Genomic DNA, 19,840 nt, shown 5'->3' with positions numbered 1-19,840 from the left:
TTGAGGCTCTGGATCAACCTTTTGAGTTTGTTTGCCGGAAAATGTGTCTATTCATCTCCACCCGTCCACACCCAGCCACCAGGACGCCCCGCCCACCCCGATGTCAGACACCCTCGAGCATGCCGCAGGCGACTCCGTGCCGGAGTTGAAGCAGCGCATTCAAGAACTCGAAAACATGCTGCATGCCTGCCGCCTGCGCCTGCCGAACGCCCCGGCGGAAGCGGTGCGCGAGCTGGCGGAGAGCGAGGAGCGCTTCGCCCTGGCGGTGCGCGGCACCAACGACGGCATCTGGGACTGGGACCTCAAAACCGACGTGGTTTACTACGCGCCACGGTTCAAGCAGCTCCTCGGCTACACCGATGACGAGATGAAGAACCTGTTCTCGGAGTTCGAGTCCCGTCTCCATGAAGAGGATCGTGAGCGCATCCTGGCGGCGCTGAAGGCGCATGTGGACGAGCAGGTGCCGTATGACGCGGAATACCGCCTGAAGTGCAAAGACGGTGACTACCGCTGGTTCCGGGCGCGTGGCAGCGCCCTGCGGGACGCCGCCGGACACCCCTACCGCATGGCCGGGTCCATCACGGACATCACGGAGCAGAAGGAGTCCATCCGCGCCCTGGCGGCGAGCGAGGAGCGCTTTGCCCTGGCCGTGCGCGGCACCAACGACGGCATCTGGGACTGGGACATCCGCAGCGGCGAGGTATTCTTCTCCCCGCGCTGGAAAAGCATGGTCGGCTACGAGGACGATGAGCTGCCGGACAATTTCACCGCCTTCGAAAAGCTGCTGCACCCCGACGATCACGACCGCGTGATGGCAACGCTGAACGAGTATCTGGACAACCAGAGCCAGCGCTACTCCGTGGAGTTCCGCTTCCGGCACAAGGATGGAAGCTGGCGCTGGATTCTCGCCCGCGGCCGGGCCTTGCGCGATGCGAATGGCAAGCCCTACCGCATGGCCGGCTCCCACACGGATGTGACCGAGCGCAAGCAGGACGAGGAGGAGCTGCGTCAGGCACGCCAAGCCGCCGAAGCGGCCAACAGCTCCAAAAGCGTCTTCCTGGCGAACATGAGCCATGAGATCCGCACGCCGATGAACGGTATCATCGGCATGAGCGAGCTGCTGCTGGGCACGGGCCTGGACAGCTCCCAGCGTGAGTATCTGGAGATGCTCAAGCAGTCCGCCGACTCACTGCTGGAGCTGCTCAACGACATCCTGGACTTCTCCAAGATCGAGGCCGGCAAGATGGAGCTGGACTCCCACGAGTTCGACCTCAACGCCATCGTCACCGAGACGGTACAGGCGATGGGAGTCCGCGCCTTCCAGAAACGGCTGGTCCTGCTGCACCACATCAGCCCGACGATCCCGGGGCGCCTGATCGGCGACGACGGCCGGCTGCGGCAGATTTTGATCAACCTCGTCGGCAACGCGATCAAGTTCACCCACAAGGGCGGCGTCACCATCGAGGTGAACGTGGAGTCCGAGACGGCGGACCTCATCATGCTGCACTTCAAGATCAACGACACCGGCATCGGCATCGCTGGCAACATGCATGAGCGCATCTTTGAGGCCTTCACGCAGGCCGAGACCTCCACCACACGCCGCTACGGCGGCACCGGCCTCGGGCTGGCCATCTGCCGCGATCTCGTGGATCTGATGCATGGACGCATCTGGGTGGAAAGCCAGCCGGACGTCGGCAGCACCTTCCACTTCACCGCCGCCTTTGGCCGCACCAGCGGCATCTCCATCAAGCCCATGTCGCCGCGCCCCGAGCCGGCCATCACCGCGCACGCCTCCATGAAGGTGCTTGTGGTCGAGGACGGTCATGTGAACCAGCTCGTCAGCTCCCGCATGCTGGAAAAACGCGGCCACCTGGTCACGCTGGCCTCCAACGGCCATGAGGCCATCGACTTCTTCAAAAGCGAGCCGTTTGACGTCATCCTCATGGACGTGCAGATGCCCGGCATGAACGGCCTGGAAGCCACCGCCGCCATCCGTGTGATCGAGCAAAGCACTGGCGGGCATGTGCCCATCGTCGCCATGACCGCGAACGCAATGAAAGGCGACCGCGAACTCTGCCTGACCGCCGGAATGGACGACTACCTCGCCAAACCGCTGCGGTCCGCCGAGCTGTTCCAAACCATTGAGAAATTCTCCGTCAAGCCCCGGTCGCTGGAAAGCACTCCTCTCCCGCCGCCCGGACCGGAACCAGCATGGCAGCCCCCGGCCCAATCACAGCCTCCCGCAGGCGTTTCATTCGATGCCGAAGCCTTCCGTGAGTCCGCCGGTGATGACAAGCTCATGCGGAAACTCATCACCATTTTCCCCGAGGACACGCAGAAATACCTGCGCAAGGCGGAAAAGGCGCTCGCCGCAGGCAAGGCACGACCGCTCTACGAGGCGGCGCATTCACTCAAAGGCATGCTCGGCGTCTATGCCGCGCCCAAGGCCTTCCGCCTGGCCTCCGAGCTGTGCGAGTACGCGCACGCGGCAGACTTGAAGGGCGCGCAGTTCATGCTCGACCAGTTGAAGAAGGAATGCGCCCTCGTGGGCGAGGCGCTCACGAGCTATGACCCGGTGATCTGAGGTCAGAGATATTCGGACATGCCGTCATAGCCATGCACCACCTCAATCGGGTGGCCGATCTCCCGCAGAATCTGCCGCGTGAGGTTCAGCTTCGAATGCAGCGCCGGATCATCATGGTCAGGGTCATGATGCACCACGATCCACTTTTTGACGCCGGTGAGCTTCGTCATGGCGCAGGCCGTGGCCAAGTTGGAGTGTCCCCAGCCGATGCGCTTTGGATAGTCCGTGGGCAGGTACTGTGCCTCATGCACCAGCAGGTCCACGCCGTCGAGGAACTTCAAAATCGGCTCGTAAGGCACCACGAGGTCCGTGTCACGGGTGAGCAGGGCTGGAGAGCCTGTGTAGCCCTGGAGAAACTCGTTGTCCGGCATGAAGACCACACTGCGGCCCTCGTGCTGCACCTTGAAGCCCACCGTCGCACCCGGATGCTGCGTGAACTCACGCGTCACCGTCACATCACCGATCTTCACCGGCTTGTCGTCCAGGAACACGAAATTGATCTTTGCCCGAAGGTCCTCGCGCTGGATCGGGAAGTAATCGCGGTCCATCTGGCCGCAGAGCAGGGATTCGATGTTCTTCCCGAAGCCACGCTCGCCATAAACCGTGATCTCAAAGCCCGGCACATAGATCGGCGTGAAGAACGGGAAACCCTGGATGTGATCCCAATGCGTGTGCGAGACGAACAAATGGACGTGGCAGGGCCCGCCCGCCAGAAATGACAGCCCGGCCTCCCGCAGCCCGGAACCCGCGTCAAACATGATGCGCTCCTTGCCCGTGCTGTATTCAAAGCACGTCGTGTTGCCCCCGTGCTGCGCATAACGCGCCCCGCACACCGGAATCGAGCCCCGCGTGCCCCACAGCCGCACATGCGGACGCTTCGTGTCCAGCACCGGCGCGTACTGCTCCACCGCTGTCGGGATATGCGAGCGGTGCGTCACCCCTCGGGTGGTCGCCGCCTCATGGAAATACTGCTGCAATTTCCCAAGCAGCAGCTCGGGGTCGAAAGGCTTGATCAGCACGTCCACCGGCCCGGTTTGCTGGATGTGCTTCAGCTCCGTGGAATAATCCTTCGCCGTGCAAACGATCACCGGCAGGTGCTGCGTGGCCTGCTGCGCACGCAAATGTCGCAGCACCTCCAGGCCGTTCATTTTCGGCATTATCAGGTCCAGCACCAGCAGGTCCGGCTTGAACTCCTCGATCTGCTCCAGGCACTCTTCCCCGTCCTCCGCGACTTTCACAAGGTAGCCGTGCGTCTCAAGCGCGTGCGACACCCGCAGGGAAATGGCGCGCACGTCCTCCGCGAGAAGGATTTTTTTGGGTGGGGTTGGGTTCGCCATGTCTTGCCTCTGTACTATACTCACACGGTGAGTTGGTCGGGCTGGCGGGATTCGAACCCACGACCTCTTCGTCCCGAACGAAGCGCTCTACCAGGCTGAGCCACAGCCCGCTTTTGTCATCGCTGACGGTTGCGGAAACCCACGGGCGAACCCGCGAGCGGGACGAATGGGTAGCCTTTCGCGGAAAAGGCGCAAGTTAGAAGATGTCCGGCTCCGGCACAGCGGGGCCATGCTGGAGGAAATCGAAGTCGGCCCCCTGATCCGCCTGCGTGACGTGCTCGACGAAAAGCTTCGCGTAACCCCGATGGTAGCGTGTGGGCGCTGGCTTCCATGACGCACGGCGCTGCTCCAACTCCTCATCACTCACATGCAGGTGCAGTTTGCGGTTCGGCACGTCGAGTTCGATGAGGTCGCCGGTTTTCACGAGGGCGAGTGGGCCGCCGACGGCGCTTTCGGGGGCGATGTGGAGGACGCAGGCACCGTAGCTCGTGCCGCTCATGCGGCAGTCGGTCAGGCGCACCATGTCGCGGATGCCCTGCATGATGAGTTTCTTCGGAATCGGGAGCTGGCCCCACTCCGGCATGCCGGGAGCGCCGACGGGGCCGGCACCGCGAAGGATGAGCACGGTGTCCTTCGTCACATCGAGGTTCATGTCATCGATGCAGGCCTTCATCGCCGGATAGCTGTCAAAGACGAGCGCGGGGCCGGTGTGCGTGCAGAGTTCCTTCGTGGCGGCGGCATGTTTGATGACCGCGCCGTTGGGGCAAAGATTGCCACGTAGGATCGCAGTGCCACCGTCGGGCTGGAGCGGGTTTTTCGGCGTGCGGATGACGTCTTCGTTGTGGATGATAGCGTCGGCGATGTCCTCGCCGAGCGTCTTGCCGGTGATGGTGGGCACATCCGTGTGCAACAGCTCGCGCATGCCATTGAGCAGCGCCTGGAGACCGCCGGCCAGATAAAACTCCTCCATCAAGTATTTGCCCGCAGGCCGCATGTTCGCCAGCAGCGGCACTTGGCGGCTGATCTCGTCGAATTTTTCGAGTGGGAGCTTGATGCCGAGCCGGCCGGCCATGGCAATGAGATGCACGATGGCGTTTGTGCTGCCGCCGAGCGCCATATCGACCGCGATGGCGTTTTCAAACGAGCGCTCGGTGACGATGCCGGACGGTTTGCGATCCAGCCACACGTTTTCGACGATCTGACGGCCCGCAGCCGCTGCGGTACGCGTGTGCGCACTATCCACCGCAGGAATCGACGAGGCTCCGGGAATGCAAAGACCGAGCGTCTCCGCCAGTGCGGTGAGCGTGCTCGCGGTGCCCATCGTCATGCAGTGGCCGGGGCTGCGGGCGATGCCGTCCTCGATCTCGCACCATTGTTCCCAGCTCAGATTGCCCGCGCGTTTTTCGTCCCAGTATTTCCACACGTCGCTGCCGCTGCCGAGCGTCTCGCCGCGCCAGTTGCCCTTCATCATCGGGCCGCAGGGCATGTAAATGACCGGGATGTCCATGCTGAAGGCACCCATGAGCAGCCCTGGCGTGGATTTGTCGCAGCCACCGAGCAGCACCGCGCCGTCGATGGGATTCGCGCGCAGCATTTCCTCCGTCTCCATCGCCAAAAAATTGCGGTGAAACATCGCCGTGGGCTTTGTGAGCATCTCGCCCGCCGACATGACCGGAATCTCCATCGGATGACCGCCCGCTTGAAGGATGCCGCGCTTCACCGCGTCCGCCGAGAGACGCAAATGCATGTGGCAGGAGTTCAGATCGCTCCAGGTGTTCAAGATGCCGATGACCGGCTTCCCCACGATGTCCTCCGTGCCCCAGCCGTTCTGTTTCGCCCGTGAGCGATGGCCAAAGGAACGCAGTTCATCGCGGCCATACCAGCGCCAGGAGCGGAGTTGTTCAGGAGTTTTGGGAGTGGTTTGGGAGGTCATTTCGACAGGATTAACAAGAGAGATGGCCTCCGGTCAAATCGTCCTCGTTCTCCTACTCGAACTCGTCCTCGATCCAATCGTTCCGCATTGCCCAAACCGACCGATTCCGCCCAAACCCTGTCCGACATCCTTCTTGCAGTCGCGCCGTAGTTCCTGCTACAACCTGCCCAACCATGCGCTCTCTCGTTTTCCTCTCGTTCTGCCTCCTCAACGTCGATCTGCTTGCCGCTGGCAAAGAAATCGAAGGTGAACGCAAAGCCGCCCAGACCGCCTGCCCCACGCCGGAGGAAGCTCGCGCGAAAATGAGCGTGCCGGAGGGCTACGAGGTCCGCTGCTTCGCGCATGAGCCGATGGTGCAGAATCCTGTCGCCATGACTTGGGATCATCGCGGCCGTTTGTGGGTCGTGGAAGCTTATGAATATCCCGAAGGCTCGCCACATCCCGCACCCTTCGGCAGCGAGGCCAAGGACGATCAATACCACCCGCTGCCAAAGACCGGCGACAAAATTCCCCGCGACCGTGTCATCATTCTCGAAGACACCGATAACAACGGCGAGGCCGACAAGCGCACCGTGTTCGTCGAGGGCCTCAATCTCGCCTCTGCCATCATCTGCGGCGACAACGGCATCTATATCGGCCAGCAGCCGCACCTCATCCACTTCCGCGATGACGATGGCGACGACAAACCGGACGCCTGGCGCGTCGTGCTCACCGGTTTCGGCCGCGAAGACACACACGAGCTCGTGAACAGCTTCACCTGGGGCCCCGACGGCTGGCTTTACATGACGCACGGCGTCTTCACCAACAGCAAAGTCCGCCGCCCTGGACAGCCGGAGAGCGAGGGCTTCAAGTTTGATGCCGGGATTGGAAGAGCGAGGCCGGTAGGACGGGCTTCCAGCCTGTCGCCGAGTGTCTCGGGCATCCTGCCCGAGGCTGGGAAACCGGGCAAGATGCCCGCCTCACCCGAGGCAGGCGGAATGCCCGCGCTCCCGTGGGAATTCGAAGTCTTCGCCGACGGCACCAGCAATCCCTGGGGCTGCGACTACGACGCCGCGGGGAACTTCTTCGTCAGCGCCTGCGTCATCGACCACTTCTTCCACATGGCTCCCGGCGGCATCTACGTGCGCCAAGGCGGTGCGCCGGAGAATCCGTATGCCTACGAGCAACTGCCCAGCATCGTCAAACATAAGCACTTCCGCGCCGCGTATGCCGGCGTGCAGATTTATCAAGGCGGTCGCTATCCCGCCGACACGCACGGCCACGCCTTCATCGGCAACATCCACGACAACGCCATCCACGAAGAAATCCTCACGCCCGTTGGTGCCACGTTCAAATGCGAGCCGCGTCGCGACTTCCTCCGCGCCAACGACGGCTGGTTCCGCCCCGTCAGCACCCAGACCGGCCCCGACGGCTTCCTTTGGATCATGGACTGGTGCGACAAGTATCCCTGCTACCAAAATGCCAAAGCCAACCCCGAAGGCGTGGACCGCGAACGCGGAAGAATCTGGCGCGTCGTTCATGATGGAGCGCACGCGTCCCGCGTGCCGAACTCCGCGTCCTCGCGGAGTTCCGTCCCTGAAGCGAACGACAAACCGGCAAGCGAACGCCCAGGGACGGCTTCCGGCAGGGACGCCGAAAGCAGCACGCGAGGACGCGTGCGCTCCATCCCAACCCGCGACCACGCCGACCTCGACCTCAAGAAACTCCCCACCGCTGACCTCGTGAAGACCCTGGAGCATCCCAACAACTGGATGCGCCGCATGGCGAGGCGGATGCTGGTAGAAGGACGCGATGAGTCTGCACGCACACTTTTGGAACCATTGTGCCTGAAATCCGTAAACCAAGAAGCTCTTTGGACACTTTGGTGCGCTCGACTTCTGTCCGACTCTTTGCTGCTACAGCTTGAGAAGCACGCGGCCACTCCGATGAGGTTTTGGACAGCTCGTCTGCTTCATGAAAAGATGAAGGCGCAGCTCCAGAATGGACATGCAACCAAATTCGAGGAGGAGGAAGACCGGCGTGAAAAAGAAGAACTCAATACTCGGAAACCTGATTCTAGCGGAGGTTATCCCATCTCAACCACCAGTCCGAATGCCATATTGGAGAGATTGGCAAAAGACTCCGAACCAGCCGTGAGATTTGCTGTCGCTGTATCAGAGAGACAATATCTGACAACTCATCTGACGGTTAACCGTCGAACCGAAGCAGTGCCGCTCTTGGGGAAGTGCTTTCAAAGCAACGTATTGCCGTTCTTGATCGAATATTCTTCGAAGACATTCGACCCCAATCTGTCCTTCATGATCTGGCAGGCGATGGAGTCTGGAATCAGCGTCTTGTCGGAGGATGACATTGACGAACTGTCATCATTGTTCTCACGCTCTGGCCAGCTTGGACATGTGCTTAGCCACAAGACCATGCGCCGATTGTGCGACACGCGGAAGGCGGAGAACCTCGATCTCGCGGTCGAGTTCTGCGACAAGATCGCCGAGCACGACATCCTGCTCGCGCATGCGCTGGATGGACTCGTCAAAGGTCAGGAAGGCGGCGTGATCAAGCCGGTGAAGGATGTCTCGGCCAGCCTCGCGAAGTGGCGTTCGTCGGCGAATGCGGACGTGCGGAAGCATACGCAGACGCTCGCGGTGCTGTGGGGTGATGAAGCAGCCGTGAAGGAGATGATCGTGGCGCTGCACGATGCCTCGAAGCCGGAGAAGGACCGCATCGCGGTGCTGCAATCGCTACGGAAGGTCAAAACGGACGCGGTGAAGGAAGGGCTGAAGCCGTTGCTGGCTCCGGGCACGTCCACCACGCTCGGCGTGGCAGCGATTCGTGCGGCGGCGGACCTCGGGGGCGATGATTTCATCGCGCCGCTGCTCACGCAGGCCGCGTCGAAGGATTTCAATCTGCGCATCGCCGCGCTGGAGGCACTTTCCAGTCGTGCGACGTGGACGAAGGCCATGCTGGAGGCCATTTCGGCCGAAAAAGTCAGCGCCAGCGGCTTCCCGGCTCCGGTGCGACGAGCGCTGGCGACGAGCAAGGACAAGGCCATCCGCGATCACGCCTTCAAGGTGCTCGGCGCGTGGCAGGATTCGTCAGAGGACGTGAAATCGCTCATTGCCGCGAAGAAGCAGGCTTGTTTGACCGGCGAGCCCGATCTCGCCAACGGCAAGCTCATCTTCACCTCCACCTGCATGGTCTGCCATGAGTTCCACGGCGGTGGGCAGAAGGTGGGGCCGGATTTGATCGGCAGCGGTCGCAGCAACCTCGATGCGATCCTCGCCAACGTGATCGATCCCAACCAGATCATCGGCAACGGCTACGAGAATTTCTCCGTTGCCACCAAGGACGGCCGCACGCTCGCCGGGCGCGTCGTCGAAGACACGCCGGGCCATGTGAAGCTGCTCGGTGCTGGAGGTGCCGCGCAGGTCGTGCCGCGCGATCAAATCGCCACCCTCACCAACACCAAACAGAGCCTCATGCCCATGGGCTTCGGCGCTTTGCCGGATGCGATGTTCCGCGATCTCATCTGGTACATCCTCGCTCCGCCCGAAGAAGGCCCGCTGACGCCCGCCAAGAAGGATCTGCTCATCAAAGGCGTCGAAGTCGCCGACACGAACGCGAAACCCAAAGGCACCAACTGGCGCGCCATCGACTGGGAGAGCGTCAGCCTGTGGAATCCCGACTGGAAGGTCAACGCGCCCGATTTCGAGCGCACACCGGTCAAACTGGCCGAATACCACGGCAAGATGAACGTGCTGCTCATGCATCCGTTCCCGGACAAGAAGACGCCCGCGAGCTTTGAGCGGAAGCTGAAGGTCGAGAAGACGAGGCTGAAGTTCAGCGTCGCGGCGGATGATCGGGGGGATTGGATCGTCAAGACCGTGGTCAACGGTCAAGTGGTCAAGGAAGTGGCCGTTGACCATGAGAAGCCGCGCTGGAAGACCGTGGAGGTCGATCTGGCGAAGTTTGCAGGCCAGGAAGTGACTGTACGGCTTGAGGCACATGCCAGCGGCTGGAACATGGAGTTCTCGTATTGGAACGGGATCAGGCTGGAGTAACGCGGCCTATGATCAAACTGCATGCTTGAGATTGATCCGAGTGCGTGTGAGCCGCTTCCTGGGCGGGGGGAGAACTTGAATGACGAGCCGCCTGGGTTTGGAGCCTGCTGTTTTCTCTTTGCGGGCGAGAAGCCAGCTCACGAGCGAATGCGGGGATTCAGCCGACCCCTTTTTCGCCAGCAATCCTTTCACACTGATGTCCTCGTCCAAAGCAGGCCAGTGGATGCCTAAACCGCCTCCTATCAGCCGGTAATCTCGGCGTTCGGCCTTCGTGGCAAAACGCAGTCGCGGATAGAGCGCTGTGGGGACGACGATCTGGCGGCCACCTTCGAGCAACACACGCAGCATCTCCCCGTCGAAGGAGATTTTCACGGCCTTGGGAGATTCGCGGTCAGGATTCAAAGTGCTCATGCCAACGACGGATGATAGCCTGTTTGTGCTTGGTGACAATGCGTTCGATTCGGCGGATTTCTGCGGCTCCAAAGCCTCCGGCTGAGGCCAGACGCACCGGCTCCATCCAGAATTTTGCCTCCTTGTCCTCCCTCTCGACATGCACATGGACCGGCTCGTTGCCTTCATCGGAGTAGAAAAACAGACGGTAGGGTCCACTGGTGAGGACAACTGGCATGTGTGGCATTTGAAGCCATCCAGGAGACGCATTGCAAGACTGAATTTTCCCTGTTCCAGAGCGCTGAATCATGCACTGTGCGCCCATGCGCAGTCCTTTGGTCCTTTCGCTTGCCTTGATCTCCGCCACGAGCCTTCACGCGGCGCCGACGACTCCTGCACCCGCGCCAACGACGGCTCCGGTCGCGAATCCCACGCCGAAAGCCGCCCCCAAGCCTGCTGAAACGAAACCAGCGGCGAAGCCGGAGGCCAAACCCGCCGCTCCACCCGTGAAGCCGCCACCGGAGGATGCTTACAAGCAGATGGAGATGCTAACGCGGGCGATGGAGATGGTGCGGCAGAATTATGTGGATGAGTCGAGGATCACTTATGAGGAGCTGGTGGAAGGAGCGCTCGAAGGCATGCTGCGACGGCTGGACCCGCACTGCGAGTACATGGGCAAGTCGCTGTTTGAAGACATGCAGCGCGAGCAGAGCGACACATCGGAAGGCATCGGCATCACCATCGCATTGAGGCAAAACCAGCTCACAATCATCACCGTGCGCGAGGACGGCCCGGCGGCGGCGGAAGGCGTGATGGCGGGCGATCAGCTCGTGCGGATCAACGACGTGCTGACGGATTCCGTGGGTGTGGTGGAGGCGATGCAGCTTCTCAACGGCAAGGCCGGCGAGGAAGTGCGGCTCACGGTGCGCCGGCCGGGCACGAAGCAGTTTCTCGATTTCAAGGTGAAGCATGAGACCCTGGCGGAGTCTTCCGTGCATGATCCAATGCTGCTGTCGCCCAAGATGGCGGGCGAGTACAAGATCGGCTACACGCGGGTGTCGCAGTTCAACGCGCCGACGGCGGCTGAACTGAGCGACGCTTTGGACGAACTGGAAAAACAGGGCATGCAAGCCTTCGTGCTCGACCTGCGCAACAATCCCGGCGGCTTGGTGGACAGCGCGGTGGCGATCTGCGGCGAGTTTTTGCCCGAAGGCACGGTGGTGGTGACCACGGAGGGCCGTGTGGCCTCGCAGAATCCGCCGCCGTATCGCACGCCCTCACGCGGCGGCAAGGAGCCGAGGAAGTATCCCATCGCGGTGCTGATCAATCACGGCAGCGCGAGCGCCAGTGAACTGACGGCGGGCGCGTTGCAGGATTTGAAACGGGCGATTGTCGTGGGCACAACGAGTTTCGGCAAAGGCAGCGTGCAGACGATCCTGCCGATGAAGAATGGCGCTGCGATGCGACTGACGACGGCGAAGTACTACACGCCAAGCCATCGCACAATTCATGAGAGCGGCGTGGAGCCAAACATCGTGGCCGCCTTGACCTCGGAGGAAGAAAGCCGCGTCGCGAAATGGCGCATGACCCATGGCACTGGCGAGGCGGCGGCGCTGGAGCTGGCGAATCTCGGTGACAGGCAGCTCGAACGCGCCGTGGACTCGCTCAAGGGCGTGCTGGTGTTCGACGCGTTTGTGGCCCCGACGCTGGCTCCGGCGGCGAAGCCGTTGAAGTAGTCGAGGAAACTTGTCACTCCAGCAATCCGCGGGCGATGATGGCATCGACGGGATTGTGATCGTCGGTGAAGACGTATTCCGAATGCGGAACCGTGCCGACGGGAACGTGGGTGCGAATGAGACGCTCCTGCCAGGAACCTGCGGTGACATAGCGGTCGGCTATCAGCGGCTTCAAAGGCTCGCGCGAGCACATGAGGATGACGTTTTGTGTTTCATCCCGACGATAGCCGACGGAGAACACCTCCACGTGCGGGAACGCCTTGCGCAGGGTGGCTAGCATGCCGGAGGTCAGCTCAGACTTCGGCCCGGTGACGGCGGCGATGAGGTTCATGATGAAAACGCCCTTCGGTTCGAGGTGATCGGCGATCTGCTGGTAGAACTCCTGCGTGGCCAGGTGCGGCGGGATCTGGCGAATGCCGTTGTAGGCGTCGCCAAAGACGAGATCCCACTTTTTGCCGCTGTTTTGCAGCAGGAAGCGGCGCGCATCTCCCGCGTGGGCCTGCACGCGGGGGAATTCATCGAGCTTGAAGAACTTGCGGCCGACTTCGATGACCTGGGGGTCGATTTCGACGACATCGACGGCGGCTTCAGGAAAATCCCGCGAGACGTTCTCCGGCATGCCGAAGGCTCCGGCACCGATGAACAAGGCGCTGCTGACTTTGGCCGGTTCACGCAGCAGAGCGAGTTTCCAATATTCCTGATACGGCAGGATCAGATCGCCGGTGTTGGCGTCCATGCCGCCTTCCATGGTGGAGTCGAGCTGGAGCACGCGGCGTGTCACCTTGCCTTCGGTCTGCTCGCTGACCTCGATGTGATGATAAAACGACTCATGCTCAAAGATGACACCGGGCTTGGGTTTTGGCGCGGTCATCCAGCTCATCGAAAAGGCGAAGACGCCGCTCAGGATCACCGGTGCCTGCTGCTTGAGCGAGTTTTTGGCCAGCAGGAAGGCGATGACGGCCAGCACGAGCAGCACCGCCGCCGTGCCGAAGAAAATGCTGCGCACCCCGAAGGTGGAGAGCAGGAAGAAGCCGGAAAGGAAGGTGCCGACAAAGCTGCCGAGCGAACCGAGCATGCTGATCGTGCCTGCGGCGGCGCCGACATGCGTGTCTTTGAGCGTGAGGCTGTAAAACCGCACCGCCGCCGGAGAAACCGCGCCGAGCAGCACGCCGGGGATCGCGAAGAGCAGCAACGAGATGATCACCGGCCCCGCAATGAGGCCATGCGCGCTCAAGCCGAGGGCAAACACGGTGTGCAGGGCCGGAATGAAGAACGTCAGCACCGCGGAGCCGGCCAGCAGCCAGCCGAGGAGATCGAGCGCCATCTTCCTGTCCGCCAGATGCCCGCCCAAATAACCGCCAGCGCTGAAAGCGATAAGGATGACGCCGATCAGGGCGGTCCAAGTGTACACGCTGTTTCCAAAAAAGGGCGCGAGCAGACGGTAGGCGCAGATTTCGATGACCATCATCGCGGCTCCGGCAAGAAAACACGAAACGCCGAGGAAGATGCGCGTACTGCGGGCGGATGTGGCGTTGTCCGATGATGAAGCGGAAGACTTGGATGGAGAGCGGGACATGCTGTGGATTTGCGGTTCTCTGTTCGCAGTGGGTGCTCAGTCGTTGTAAAAGACGAGGCTCATGATTTTCCAACCCCTGGGAGTCTTGATGAGCGTGAAGCAATCGGTGCCGGTGGTGATCTCCGCGCCCTTGGTGAGCTTCCAGCGCACGCTGGCCTGCGCGGTGCGGTCGTCACGCAGGATCTTCATGTCCGTGGGCACCTCGGTCATGGGTGACGAGGCAGTGGCATGGCTGAGCTTCTGGCCGTGCAGGAAATCCGTGAGGCCCTGGCTCTGGGGCATGCCCTGCTGCACGAAGATGACGCGGGCCTGCTCGTGGAAACAAGCGCCGTAGCCGTCCATGTCCTTGGCCGACCAGGTGGAGAAGTAGCGCGTGAGGAAGGCGCGGACGTCGCTGTCGTCCGAAGGCTGAGCCGGGCTGCAACAAGCGATGAATGACGAATGCAGAATGACGAATGTCGAGAAGACGACCAGACGAGTCATCTGGCGAGTCCAGGCTGGTTCGTCATTCTTCATTCGGAATTCGTCATTGGCGGCGTGGCCGCGCTTAGTCTTCCACAAAGGCTTCCTCTTCGACCCCCAGCAGGGCCAGGATGCGGTTCAGGTCGTCCGAGCCATAATAGTCGATCTCTATGCGACCCTTTTTCTCAGCGTGGTGAATGCTGACGTTGGTGGTGAGGTGCTGAATGAGCTTTTGCTCCACGGACTCGATGGCGCGGGCGAATTCCGTCTCCGTCGGCTTCGGTTTGGGCGGCGGCGGCGGATGCAGGATGGCATCAATCACCTTTTCAGTGGCGCGGACGGTGAGTCCTTTGCTGATGATCTGCTGGGCGACGCGTTCTTGCTCGTCCTGCTTTTTGAGCATGAGCAGCACCTTGGCGTGACCGGTGGAAAGCTTCGAGCCGGCGAGCATTTCACGAATGCCCACGGGCAGGTCGAGCAGGCGCATCGTGTTGGCCACGGTGGCGCGGTTCTTGCCGACCCGCTGCGCGATGTCCTCCTGGCGCATGTTGAAGTCCTTCGCCAAGCGAGAGTAGGCCTGGGCCTCCTCAATGGGGTTCAGACCCTCGCGCTGAAGGTTTTCGATGAGCGCCATCTCCAGCACGTCCTTGTCGGAGGCTTCACGGACGATGACGGGAAGTTCCTTGAGGCCCAGTTCGCGCGAGGCGCGGTAACGGCGCTCGCCGGCGATGAGCTCCAGCTTGCCGTTCACCCGGCGGACGATGAGCGGCTGGATGATGCCGTGCTCACGGATGGACTCCATCAACTCCGTAAGCTGCTCGGGCTGGAATTCTTTCCGCGGCTGCAGCGGGCTGGGGACGATCTGATCCAGCGTGACGCGGTTCACCACGTCTCCAGGGGCGGGCTGCGCGAGGGCAGGCAGGCGCGAGATTCCAGACACCGACGAAGGTGCCGAAATGAGTGCGCCGAGTCCTTTTCCGAGAGCCGTTTTTGCCATAGGGTGGCCGAGACTAGGGAGCACACGGAGGGATGCAAATCGGAATCTCGGTGAATCTGCATCCCACTCATCCAAGACTTTACCGGAGCCGGATTTCGCTCCATCTGAAGGCTATGAAAAGCATGACAGGATTTGGCCGGGGCGAGGCGCAACGGGAAGGCGTGACGTGGAGCGTGGAATGCAGCGCGGTGAACCGCAAACAGCTCGAAGTGGCGGTCAATCTGCCGCGTGAGCTGGCCGAACTGGAGAACGCGGTGCGCACGGAGGTCGCGGCCGCCGTTTCACGCGGGCGGGTGAATGTGGCCGTGCGCCGAGAGGCAGCGGGAGCGGCGGCAGACGCCGTGCGGATCGATCAGGCGCTCGCCGCCCATTATTTCCATGCCATGCACACGCTGGCGCTGAAGCTGGACATTCCGCCGGAGATTTCGCTGACGGACATCACCCGCATGCCCGGTGTGGTGACCCAGGCGCAGGCAGAGATCGCGACCGAGGATGCCTGGCCACCGGTACAGGAGGCGCTGGCCGTTGCCTTGAAGCAGTTGAACACCATGCGCACGGCAGAAGGCGGCAGCTTGCGCACGGACATCGAAACGCGCCTCCGCGTAATTGAATCGTTGTTGGAATCGATCCGTGAAAAAGCCGCCACCGTGCCCGAACAACAGCGCAAACTGCTGCGCCAGCGGCTGGAGGACGCCGGGCTGCCGCTGCCGCTCGATGACGAGCGGCTGGTCAAGGAAATCGCCCTCTTTGCGGACCGCACCGACATCTCCGAGGAGCTCACGCGTGCGGCAAGCCATGTGAAGCAGTTCCGCGCCTACCTCGGTGCCGACGCGCCTGCCGGGCGCAGCTTGGATTTCCTGCTGCAGGAGTTCTTCCGCGAGTTCAACACGATGGGATCGAAGTGCAACAACGCCGAGATCGCCCATCACGTCGTCACCGCGAAGACCGAGCTGGAGAAGATCCGCGAGCAGGTGCAGAACGCGGAGTGAGTCACGAGCCCCCGGGCTGCGGCAGTTCTTTGGGCACGGACTTGGGCGGCTCAGGCTTGATTTTGCCATCCTCGGGTAGCCAGGCTTCAGGAGCGCCGGCTTTGACCATGACCTCGCGCAGGGTGACGGACTTGCCATCGCGGCGCTTGCTCTCCTCGGCGGCTTCCATGAAGGCGTAGATTTCGAGTGTTTGCTTCGGTGAGACGGGAGCCTGCTTCGTTTGGAAAAATTTGATGATCTCCCGCAGCATCGGCGTGTAATCACCCTCGGATTTCTGCTCGGTGATCTGGGTGTCGCCAAAGCGGATGAGCTTGTAGGCCTTGGCCCCCTCATGGATGGCATGCAGGGTGCCAGTACGATTCCCCGACCAGAGGCCAACGACGACGGAGGCCGAGGGCGTGGTGGTGCGTGTCACCGAAAGGCAGCCACCGCCCATGACAGTGAAGAGCGCCTCCGTGGGATGGATGCCGTAGAAGAACAAATCGGGATGATGCGGCAGGACGTGCGCCGGACCGTAGGAAATGACGCCGCGTGCCGGTGTTTTCTCGGCATTGGCGACTTCCAGCACACCCGGATACCAGCGCACAGCGGAGGCGCTGAAAACCGGCACCTGGGCGGTGGTGGCGAGCTTGTAAATTTCCACGGCGTCCCTCAAGGAGGCTGCCACAGGCTTGTCCATGAACACCGGTTTGCCTGCGGCGATGATCTGCCTCATCTGCTCCAGGCGAGGACGGCCTTCCAGGCTGAGGAGAAGGATGGCATCGACGTCCTTGCAGGCTTCCGCCACACTGCCGACGATGCGCACGCCGTACTTGTCCCGCACGGTGGCGGTGAAGCCCTCGACGCGGCTTTTGCTTTCCTCAATGTCAGGGCTGCCGCCGGGAAAGGCCACAACCACACGGGCACCGGGGATGTGACTGGGGTTCGCTGGGTCGTTCAGGCGCAGCGTGAACTGCTCCGAATGCGAGGTGTCGAGGCCGATGATGCCGATGCGAAGGTCTTGCGCCATGAGCGGGAGTTGCGACAGCAACGGCAGCCATCCTGTGACAAGGATGATCCAGATTCGGAGGCTGTCCGGCGGTCGCATGCGCAAAAGTGTCGCGTGGGCGCGGCGGCGCAACTGTTGAGTCGCTTGACCGCCTTGTTTGCCCCGCTAGGCTCGCGCCATGGAAACCGTCAGAATTGGCATTGTTGGACTTGGAAACATGGGCAAGGCACACCTCGCGAACATTCGCGCGGGCAAGGTGCCAGGACTGCGCGTCACCGCGCTATGCGAGAGCGTCGGCACCCTGCCGAGCCTGATCGAAGGCGAAAAAGCCTTCACCGATGTGAATCTCATGATCCGCAGCGGCCACATCGACGCGATCCTCATCTGCACGCCGCATTTCAGCCACACGACCATCGGCATTGAGGCGCTCAAAGCCGGATTGAACGTGCTGGTAGAGAAGCCGATCTCCGTCCACAAGGCCGACTGCGAGCGTCTGATCGCCGCGCACACGGACAAGAGCAAAATCTTCGCCGCCATGTTCAACATGCGCACCAACGCCTGCTTCAAGAAGGTCAAGGAACTCATCGAAAGCGGTGAGATTGGCGCGGTGCGCCGCGTGCATTGGGAGGTCACCAACTGGTTCCGCACGAACTATTATTATGCCACCGGCGGCTGGCGCGGCACCTGGAAGGGCGAGGGCGGCGGAGTGCTCATGAACCAGTGCCCGCATAACCTGGACCTCTTCCAATGGCTCTTCGGCATGCCGCAAAAAGTGCGCGGCTTCTGCCAGTTCGGCCGCTTCCATGAGATCGAGGTCGAAGATGATGTCACGGCCGTCATGCAGTATGACAACGGCACCACGGCCACATTTGTCACCAGCACCGGCGAGGCGCCGGGCATCAACAAGCTCGAAATCTCCGCCGAGCAGGGCCGTGTGACCGTCACCGACGGCACCCGCATCCACTTCCAGCGCAACCGCCAGCCGATGAGCAAGTTCTGCATGGAGGCCGAGGCCGCCTTTGCCATGCCGGAAAGCTGGCACATGGACATTCCAGTCGAAAGCAGCGGCGGCCAGCACGTCGAGATCCTGCAAAACTTCACCAACGCGATTTTGAAGGGCGAAAAACTGCTCTCACCTGCCGCCGAAGGCATCCGTAGCGTCGAACTCGCCAACGCCATCCTTCTTTCCACCTGGCAGGACGCCACGATCACCCTGCCGATGTCATCCGCCGACTACGAGCGCCTCCTCGTCGAGAAAGGCGAGAAATCGACGTTCCAGAAGACCAAGGTCGTCGCCAAGGCGACCTCCGACGACTTCGCCAAGAGCTTCCGCTGATTTCGTGCGCTCGTAAGCACCCAACAAAACGCCACCGCCTGTATCCAGGCGGTGGCGTTTGTTTGAAAAGGGTGCTGAATCTCAGCCCCCAGCCGCCTGCTTGAGCGCTTTCAGGGAAGGCGCTCCTTGAAGCTTCGCCAGCTCGGCAGCCAGGATCTCCGCGCGCCTGGCGGCCTCCGCACGGTCTTTCGTTTTCGCCTGCACCGCCGTGTTCAGCGCCGAACGCAGCTTTTCGGCCGTGTCAGGGTTTTTGTCGGCCCCGCTGGCCGCCCAGTCCTCCGCGAAGGAACTGACGATCCGGGCGAGTTCGGGGTCGTTCTTCTCCAGCGTCGCCATCACCTGCTGGATCTCCGCCGCCGTCGCCTCCACCGGACCTGCGGCCCTGGAGGAAGTGTTGCGTGAGGTGGGCCAGAAAATCAGCGCCAGCAAGGCGGCGAGCACCAGCCCTACGAAGCCAAACATCAGCACCATTTGCTGCTTTTGCGTCATGGGTGCCGCCTTCTGCTTCTTTGGTGGCCCCTTGGGCTTGTGATCAACCGAGTCAGGCAGCGCGACGCCGGCCTCCTGCTTCATCGCCACATTGATGTGCGCACGAAACTCACCCGCGTCCTGGTAGCGCTTGTCAGGATCGGGATGAATGGCCTTGGCGATGATCTCATCCCAGCGTGACGAAACTTTGGCAAACAGCGTGACCGGACGCCGCGGGTTTTCTGGCACGCGGCCCGCCAGCATCTCGTAGAGCACCACGCCGACCGCAAAAATGTCCACCCGGTGGTCGATCACGCTGCCGCCACGAATCTCCGGCGCGGCGTAGTCCGGCGTGCCCATCGGATTGTCCTCCTCTGCCTCGTTGGAAACCGGCCGCGCCAGACCAAAGTCCGCCACCTTCACATGATCGGCATCGTTGACCATGATGTTGCCCGGCTTGATGTCGCGGTGAATGATGCCGTGCTCATGCGCGAAGCTCAATGCTTCGCAGAGCTGCATGGCTAGGTTCGTCGCCTTGCGCAGTGGCAGGTTGGTCAGATGAATCAGATCGTGCAGCGAGCGCCCCTCGATCCATTCCATCACCAGGAACAGATGGCCGCCCGGCGTGACACCAAAGTCGTACACACCCACGATGTTTGTGTGATTTAGCTTCGCCATCGCGCGCGCCTCGGTCTTGAAGCGGTCGGCGAATCCCTGCTCCGCGCTAAACTTCGGCGGAAGGATTTTCACCGCCACCCAGCGGGCCAGGCTGTCCTGCCAGGCTTTGTACACCGCGCCCATGCCACCGCAGGCCGCCAGCTTTTCAAACTTGAACTGCGGCAGGTAAGCGGACATTTCTTCAATGCTCGGCACATCAAACGAAGGATTCTCATCGGGAATAGGTTCTTCAGCCATGAATGCATTATGAACCGCCACGCGTGTGGCGGCGAGCACAAATAAAAGCCAACTCCTCAAAGCCGACGCTCAGA

General features: G+C 61.7%; 14 protein-coding genes and 1 tRNA gene. 5 read left to right on the top strand and 10 right to left on the bottom strand.

The features are described from left to right. Positions 1-100 precede the first annotated feature (100 nt). A complete protein-coding gene (locus ACILSI_RS08765) occupies positions 101-2,584 on the top strand; it encodes a PAS domain-containing protein (RefSeq protein ID WP_395721489.1) in 2,484 nt (827 codons plus the stop codon). A 2-nt stretch (positions 2,585-2,586) separates the two neighbouring features. Here ACILSI_RS08765 and ACILSI_RS08760 read toward each other — a convergent pair whose 3' ends face one another. The 3 genes from ACILSI_RS08760 to araD form a co-directional block, all read right to left on the bottom strand. Further along, the gene (locus ACILSI_RS08760; RefSeq protein ID WP_395721488.1) at positions 2,587-3,921 is read right to left on the bottom strand and encodes a response regulator; all 1,335 of its coding nucleotides are present in this window, start codon (positions 3,919-3,921) and stop codon (positions 2,587-2,589) included. 33 nt (positions 3,922-3,954) lie between these two features. Continuing rightward, positions 3,955-4,031, bottom strand: a tRNA-Pro gene (locus ACILSI_RS08755). 86 nt (positions 4,032-4,117) lie between these two features. Further along, on the bottom strand, positions 4,118-5,854 hold the full coding sequence (gene araD / locus ACILSI_RS08750) for an L-arabinonate dehydratase (RefSeq protein WP_395721487.1): 1,737 nt from the start codon (positions 5,852-5,854) through the stop codon (positions 4,118-4,120). Positions 5,855-6,027: 173 nt separating this feature from the next. On the opposite strand from araD, the gene ACILSI_RS08745 reads away from it, so the two are divergent. Next, positions 6,028-9,909 (top strand): PVC-type heme-binding CxxCH protein, encoded by a 3,882-nt coding sequence (locus tag ACILSI_RS08745; protein WP_395721486.1) that lies wholly within the window; start codon positions 6,028-6,030, stop codon positions 9,907-9,909. A gap of 12 nt (positions 9,910-9,921) precedes the next feature. On the opposite strand, the gene ACILSI_RS08740 is transcribed toward ACILSI_RS08745, so the two are convergent. Together ACILSI_RS08740 and ACILSI_RS08735 are read right to left on the bottom strand one after the other, a co-directional pair. Beyond that, on the bottom strand, positions 9,922-10,320 hold the full coding sequence (locus tag ACILSI_RS08740; RefSeq protein ID WP_395721485.1) for a DUF2442 domain-containing protein: 399 nt from the start codon (positions 10,318-10,320) through the stop codon (positions 9,922-9,924). Continuing rightward, a complete protein-coding gene (locus ACILSI_RS08735) occupies positions 10,301-10,537 on the bottom strand; it encodes a DUF4160 domain-containing protein (RefSeq protein WP_395721484.1) in 237 nt (78 codons plus the stop codon). Before ACILSI_RS08735 ends, ACILSI_RS08740 begins: the two co-directional genes overlap by 20 nt. Before the next feature lie 85 nt (positions 10,538-10,622). On the opposite strand from ACILSI_RS08735, the gene ACILSI_RS08730 reads away from it, so the two are divergent. After that, positions 10,623-12,035: a S41 family peptidase gene (locus ACILSI_RS08730; RefSeq protein WP_395721483.1), complete on the top strand. Its 1,413-nt coding sequence runs from the start codon at positions 10,623-10,625 to the stop codon at positions 12,033-12,035. A gap of 13 nt (positions 12,036-12,048) precedes the next feature. On the opposite strand, the gene ACILSI_RS08725 is transcribed toward ACILSI_RS08730, so the two are convergent. The 3 genes from ACILSI_RS08725 to ACILSI_RS08715 are packed head-to-tail and all read right to left on the bottom strand — an operon-like array spanning position 12,049 to position 15,070. Beyond that, positions 12,049-13,611: a fused MFS/spermidine synthase gene (locus ACILSI_RS08725; RefSeq protein ID WP_395721482.1), complete on the bottom strand. Its 1,563-nt coding sequence runs from the start codon at positions 13,609-13,611 to the stop codon at positions 12,049-12,051. Between the two features lie 36 nt (positions 13,612-13,647). Beyond that, the gene (locus ACILSI_RS08720; RefSeq protein ID WP_395721481.1) at positions 13,648-14,127 is read right to left on the bottom strand and encodes a nuclear transport factor 2 family protein; all 480 of its coding nucleotides are present in this window, start codon (positions 14,125-14,127) and stop codon (positions 13,648-13,650) included. Positions 14,128-14,158: 31 nt separating this feature from the next. Further along, entirely contained in the window at positions 14,159-15,070 is a 912-nt protein-coding gene (locus tag ACILSI_RS08715) for a ParB/RepB/Spo0J family partition protein (RefSeq protein ID WP_395721480.1), read from the bottom strand. 122 nt (positions 15,071-15,192) lie between these two features. Here ACILSI_RS08715 and ACILSI_RS08710 point away from each other — a divergent pair, with 122 nt between their 5' ends. Next, the gene (locus ACILSI_RS08710) at positions 15,193-16,059 is read left to right on the top strand and encodes a YicC/YloC family endoribonuclease (RefSeq protein ID WP_395721479.1); all 867 of its coding nucleotides are present in this window, start codon (positions 15,193-15,195) and stop codon (positions 16,057-16,059) included. 1 nt (position 16,060) lies between these two features. Here the strand turns inward: ACILSI_RS08710 and ACILSI_RS08705 are convergent, their stop codons facing one another. After that, positions 16,061-17,068, bottom strand: a complete 1,008-nt coding sequence (locus ACILSI_RS08705) for a Gfo/Idh/MocA family protein (protein ID WP_395721478.1) — start codon at positions 17,066-17,068, stop codon at positions 16,061-16,063. A 157-nt stretch (positions 17,069-17,225) separates the two neighbouring features. Between ACILSI_RS08705 and ACILSI_RS08700 the strand changes: the two genes are divergently transcribed. Further along, positions 17,226-18,383: a Gfo/Idh/MocA family protein gene (locus tag ACILSI_RS08700; RefSeq protein WP_395721477.1), complete on the top strand. Its 1,158-nt coding sequence runs from the start codon at positions 17,226-17,228 to the stop codon at positions 18,381-18,383. Between the two features lie 81 nt (positions 18,384-18,464). Here ACILSI_RS08700 and ACILSI_RS08695 read toward each other — a convergent pair whose 3' ends face one another. Beyond that, entirely contained in the window at positions 18,465-19,766 is a 1,302-nt protein-coding gene (locus ACILSI_RS08695; protein ID WP_395721476.1) for a serine/threonine-protein kinase, read from the bottom strand. Positions 19,767-19,840 lie beyond the last annotated feature (74 nt).

It is taken from the genome of Prosthecobacter sp., from assembly GCF_044232965.1.
In the GTDB taxonomy this organism is placed as follows: Bacteria; Verrucomicrobiota; Verrucomicrobiia; order Verrucomicrobiales; family Verrucomicrobiaceae; genus Prosthecobacter.
The sequence above is the reverse complement of the archived record's forward strand: the minus strand, read 5'-3'. Positions and strand labels throughout refer to the sequence as shown.